This is a genomic window from Bartonella sp. TS25HLJMH (assembly GCF_042193505.1).
In the GTDB taxonomy this organism is placed as follows: domain Bacteria; phylum Pseudomonadota; class Alphaproteobacteria; order Rhizobiales; family Rhizobiaceae; genus Bartonella; species Bartonella grahamii.
In genome coordinates this window covers 1-4,552 of sequence record NZ_JBHILV010000041.1, presented here as the reverse complement: position 1 = coordinate 4,552, position 4,552 = coordinate 1, and the positions used below count along the sequence as shown (strand labels likewise).

At 42.3% G+C, this 4,552-nt stretch carries 4 protein-coding genes and 2 pseudogenes; 2 read left to right on the top strand and 4 right to left on the bottom strand.

Annotated elements, in window-relative coordinates; genetic code table 11:
- A pseudogene (locus tag ACFINF_RS08735) lies at nt 1-558 on the bottom strand (phage tail protein); the annotation flags it as partial.
- A 164-nt stretch (nt 559-722) separates the two neighbouring features.
- Here ACFINF_RS08735 and ACFINF_RS08730 point away from each other — a divergent pair.
- Nucleotides 723-1,037, top strand: coding sequence for a type II toxin-antitoxin system HigB family toxin (locus ACFINF_RS08730; protein WP_317993618.1), 315 nt, complete (start codon nt 723-725; stop codon nt 1,035-1,037).
- Nucleotides 1,034-1,390, top strand: coding sequence for a type II toxin-antitoxin system HigA family antitoxin (locus tag ACFINF_RS08725; protein ID WP_156851753.1), 357 nt, complete (start codon nt 1,034-1,036; stop codon nt 1,388-1,390). Before ACFINF_RS08730 ends, ACFINF_RS08725 begins: the two co-directional genes overlap by 4 nt.
- On the opposite strand, the gene ACFINF_RS08720 is transcribed toward ACFINF_RS08725, so the two are convergent.
- From ACFINF_RS08720 to ACFINF_RS08710, 3 genes and pseudogenes are all read right to left on the bottom strand, one after another.
- Nucleotides 1,387-1,647, bottom strand: coding sequence for a hypothetical protein (locus ACFINF_RS08720; RefSeq protein WP_375620522.1), 261 nt, complete (start codon nt 1,645-1,647; stop codon nt 1,387-1,389). The two genes, ACFINF_RS08725 and ACFINF_RS08720, sit on opposite strands and share 4 nt — an antisense overlap.
- Before the next feature lie 118 nt (nt 1,648-1,765).
- Nucleotides 1,766-3,121 carry a Bgr_08870 family protein gene (locus tag ACFINF_RS08715; RefSeq protein WP_375620521.1) on the bottom strand — a complete coding sequence of 452 codons (1,356 nt, stop codon included), beginning with the start codon at nt 3,119-3,121 and terminating at the stop codon, nt 1,766-1,768.
- Between the two features lie 13 nt (nt 3,122-3,134).
- Nucleotides 3,135-4,552 (bottom strand): annotated as a pseudogene (locus ACFINF_RS08710) (DUF4815 domain-containing protein); the annotation flags it as partial.

Here is a 4,552-nt window from a genome sequence, read left to right as displayed (position 1 = left end):
AATGACAATAGAAGTTACTTTTCCATCTTTCAGGATTGCTTCTGCTTCTCCACTGCCTTCGATTTTAACAGTTGCTTGAGTGTAACCGCTTCCTTGGTTTATCACATCAATCTTGCTAAGACTGATAGGGCGTTTGTGTGTAAAGCCTGGAGCGATGAGAATGCGTGGTGTTTGTCCAAGAAGGGATTGTGCTCCAATCAAAGCATGGACGCCTTCATAAGCGCCATTTGCATTCACACCACCTAGAACATTGGTGAGTGTTGCATTTTCATTGTCACCTTCGTTCACACGCACGACAACAACAATAGCTCCCACTTGCTTGAAAATAAGATCAAGGGCATTGGGTAAGGTACCTTGACGCTTACCCGTTTTATCCAGTTTAGCTGCTTGTGAAAGAGAACCCGTTACCAAAACGGGTGTGTTGAGAGGGAATGCTTGTTCATCGGCATCGGGTGCTGTGCCAACAATCCCGATAACGGCAGACTGAACCGCGCGAAGGGGGCGGGTGCCGTCGTCAACCTCGACAACTTCAATACCGTGTAAAAAACCTGTTGCCATACTTTATACTCCTTTAAATGAGGGGTGAATGAAATGAATGGGAAAAATGAGAGGTAAAGAGCCGCTCTTGAGAAAGGTTTGTTTTCAATAAGCACTTTCTTTTTATAAATATCTTGACTTAGTACCAAAATGGTACTAAGATTGATAAAAATCAGGATACACTTATGAAAATTGTTAAAATCTCCACACTTCAAACTTTTTGGGCTCGATATCCTGATGCTGAACAACCGTTAAAAGCATGGGTAGATGAAGCTAAAAATGCGCAGTGGCGTTCTCCTCATGACATTAAAGAGAAGTATAAAAATGCAAGCATATTAAAGAATAATCGTGTTGTTTTTAATATTAGAGGCAATGATTATCGTTTAGTTGTTTCAATCTTTTATCCAGCAGGTTGGCTTTATATAAAATTTATAGGGACACACAAACAGTATGATGCAATTGATGCTAATACTGTAGAACTAAAGGAATTTAAGAAATGAATATCAAACCACTTCGCACTGAAAGAGATTATCAAGAAGCTTTAGAAATTGTGTCTGCAATGTTTGACAATCAACCTAAAGAGAATACTCCAGAATTTGATCAAATGGAGGTTCTTGTGTTGTTGATTGAAGCGTATGAAGCAGAACACTATCCTGTTTCTCCTCCTCACCCGATTGAAGCTATTAAATTTAGAATGGAACAAATGAACTTAAGTGCTAAAGATCTTGTTCCTGCGATTGGTCATTTAAATCGCGTTTACGAGATATTGAGTGGTAAAAGAAAATTAACACTGCGCATGATTAAAAATTTGCACCAACAGTTTAATATCCCATTGGAAAGCCTAATAGCTTAGACTTGTTTTTCTTTTCTCCACCTCATGCGTAAAGAGAAGGATAGGCGCATGGAGGGGATAAATTTGCACGTCAACATCAAGGATTTTACAACTGCATCAAAGGCTGTCTGATCAAATATTGCTAAAAACTTAGATCCCTTGCCATTCTTAATAAAGTGAATACGAAGTTTAAATTCTATTGTCATCTTGCTCTCCAAATCAATGAAGAGACTATAACAAGCATCACCATGCTCCATAAGACTGACACTGTCAGTCAAAAAAGCCCTTTAAAGGGCTTTAACAGGCTTTGAAAGAGTGATAAAAGGACTTAAAAATCATACAAGCTCGCTTATACAACAGCTATCCATTTGACTTGCGCTATTTTTGGTTTTGTATTTAATCTTTCCATAATCTTATAAGAACAGCGCCATCAGCTCCAGCACCACTTGTATAGGAATCTCTAACAGCTCCAGCACCGCCACCACCAAAACCACGACCTCCTTTTCCTGAAGTATAGTTATGTTGTGCTAGTCCTCCAGGACCACCCCTTGATGTATCGCCTCCAGCATCACCGCCATCACCGCTTATCTTGCCAGTAATTCCACTCGTTCCAGCATAACCATTTCCGCCTTTGGCAATTCCTAGATGTGCGTCTGTTGCTAAACCAAAATTTCCACCAATGCCCCCAGTTCCACCAATGCCTGAATAGTAATAAGTATTTCCCCTTGATGTATTATAATAAGCCCCCCCTCCACCATTTCCTCCTTTAGCGGTAATAAAATTTTTGCCAACGGTCGTTGTTCCTCCAGAATTACCTGTTGCACGGAGTGATGCAACAGAAGTTCCACCCTTACCAATTGTGATATCTTCATGACCATTTAAACTGGCTTTATAGCCATACCAGACTGAACAACCGCCACCGCCGCCACCTCCTCCTAATCTTGGCGTATCCGCTCCGCCACCACTACCACCGCCACCCCATACTTGGATTTCTAACCTAGTTTGGTCTGTTACCCAATCTGGCCATTCAATTTTCCCATCTTGCGTGTAGAGCAATTCAGCATCGGCAATAATGAGTTTATTAATCAAATCTTTTTTGATGTTTTTAATTTCCTGCTTGAGAATATCTATTTCTGATTTCGTATAAACAAGATCACCATCAACTTTCAGCGGTCCTTTCAACATGCTTCCGCTTGCGCTTAAACGAGTGACTACTTCATTGTTATGCATAAGGTTGAGTGATGAATTGCCTATGAGTTCTAAGCCACCACTCATAGTCACTTTGCTGGTAAATTTATTGTAATTCTGCCACTCATTTGGACTTGTGAGGCGTCCATAGCTTGTCAGATCTTCGTTGATTTTGGCTCTAAAATCATCAAGCCCCACAATATCTTCGGTTTTATGTTGATGTGCGCCTAACAGTGAGACAGCACTGCCAAAGGTGAAGTTATTGTTGCTTGATTTATAGAGAACATAATTATTTGCGGCATCTTTTGCGCCCTCGAGATCGCTTAAATCAGTAAATGAGAAGGTTTTATCGGCTGCCATTTTGCCTTTGAGAGCCGCTTCAAGATCGGCAACATCATTTATTGTATGCGTGTGTTTTGAAGGCGCTTTTCCCTCTACCTTTTCCTCAACTTCCATTATGGCTTGATCAATTTTGGTCAAGTTTTCCCGCAAGATTGGGAATTCAGAACTGATAAAGCGTCCTTCTTTAGGCAATTCCATGTCGAGTTTTTTGGTTTTGGTCATCTCTGTTCTCCCATCACAATATACCGGCGCCAAAATCACTCACCATTGACCGTGCAGCAGGTCCACCGGTAAGGGTCAATTTCAAACGTGCTTGTTTGGCGCCTTTGTCGCTGCTTACAAATTTGCGCTCTGTCCAAAGGGGTTCAGCGAGTTGTTCTGTTTCGTCTAATGTGAGAGGAACAAAAGCACCATCATCCAGTTGCATCTCGAGTGTAAAGGTTGCACCGCCCGGTAAAAAGGTTTTGATATAGCTGGTCAACCTTGCCTTTTCCCCAAAGGTGAAAGCACGGGTGACATAAGTGGCTGTTTTATGAATTTTCCCCGCAATCAATTGAACAGGAGCAAACAAAATAGGTGAGAGCTTCTCTGTCCCTTTGAGAATGGCGCGAAGCTTTACCTTTTCACTGATATATTCAGTAAGACTGAGTAATTGAAAGGGAAGGAGTTGATAAACCGTGCCATTGTTTCGTTCAATTTCAAAGATGACAGAACAATCGCTTGAAGGCAATTCAATGGCTGCGCGTACTTGCAAATCAGAGCAGTCCACAAGGTCAAAAGTGCCAAAATCAATGGTTTTTTCTGTTTGTGTGTAGCGGGCTGCCAACACACGAAAGGCTAAAGCCTCATCTTGATGGGCGGTCCATGTCTGCGCATTGACAGAAGAAAAGCGTGGTCCCGTTACATAAGGGTGACTCGAGACGTATCTCTGGTGTTCTGCATCAAAATCCCCAAGCTTTGCTAAAGAGACAGAATGATCAGCATCATCGGTTTTAATGACAAAAGCCGTTAAGCGGTCATCGGGAACTAACAGTGGTACATCATAGCGTGCCTCTGCCCAACCTGCCTTTGCGCCCTTCATAGAATAAAAGCTTTGCGCTTGAATATCGGCGGTCGGATAACCGTTTTCTGTGGTGACCAAATCAATCACCAGATCATGGTTTTGATTGCCGATTTTGCAAAGATGAAAGTCAATACCGGTGATTTGCCGTGTTTCATCGGGGGTAAAGACTTGCGCTTGCGGGTCCACTTGCGTCCATATCTTCACCGTGGTGGTGCGCCGCATCACTTTCACATCAATGACACCTTGACCGGTAAAAAGCCCCGTTGCAATTGTTCCACCTCTGCCTCGTGCCACAACATTTTTTGTGCCAGCGGTAATGTTTTGTGGAATCTTAAAAGTGCCCTCAAGGGTGCCTTTGCTATCTGCAACAAGGCGGCTCGCTGGCAAGACATTCACACCATCAAAGGTAAGGCTTTCTAATTGTTCTAACTTGCCAAAACCTTCAATTTTAAAGTGAAGGGTAATTTGTCTTAAGAAATCGATTTGCTCTTGGGTTGCCCTCACCAAATCATTACTGATTTCTGTTTTACGAATGCTTCTCCCACGGTTCCTGCCCATGATGATTTGATTGGTCACGCTTGAGAGCCAAT

Excerpts from the sequence above, each read along its gene's own strand:
- ACFINF_RS08730 (WP_317993618.1), top strand. The coding sequence starts at position 723 with ATGAAAATTGTTAAAATCTCCACACTTCAAACTTTTTGGGCTCGATAT.
- ACFINF_RS08725 (WP_156851753.1), top strand. The coding sequence starts at position 1,034 with ATGAATATCAAACCACTTCGCACTGAAAGAGATTATCAAGAAGCTTTA.
- ACFINF_RS08715 (WP_375620521.1), bottom strand. The coding sequence starts at position 3,121 with ATGACCAAAACCAAAAAACTCGACATGGAATTGCCTAAAGAAGGACGC.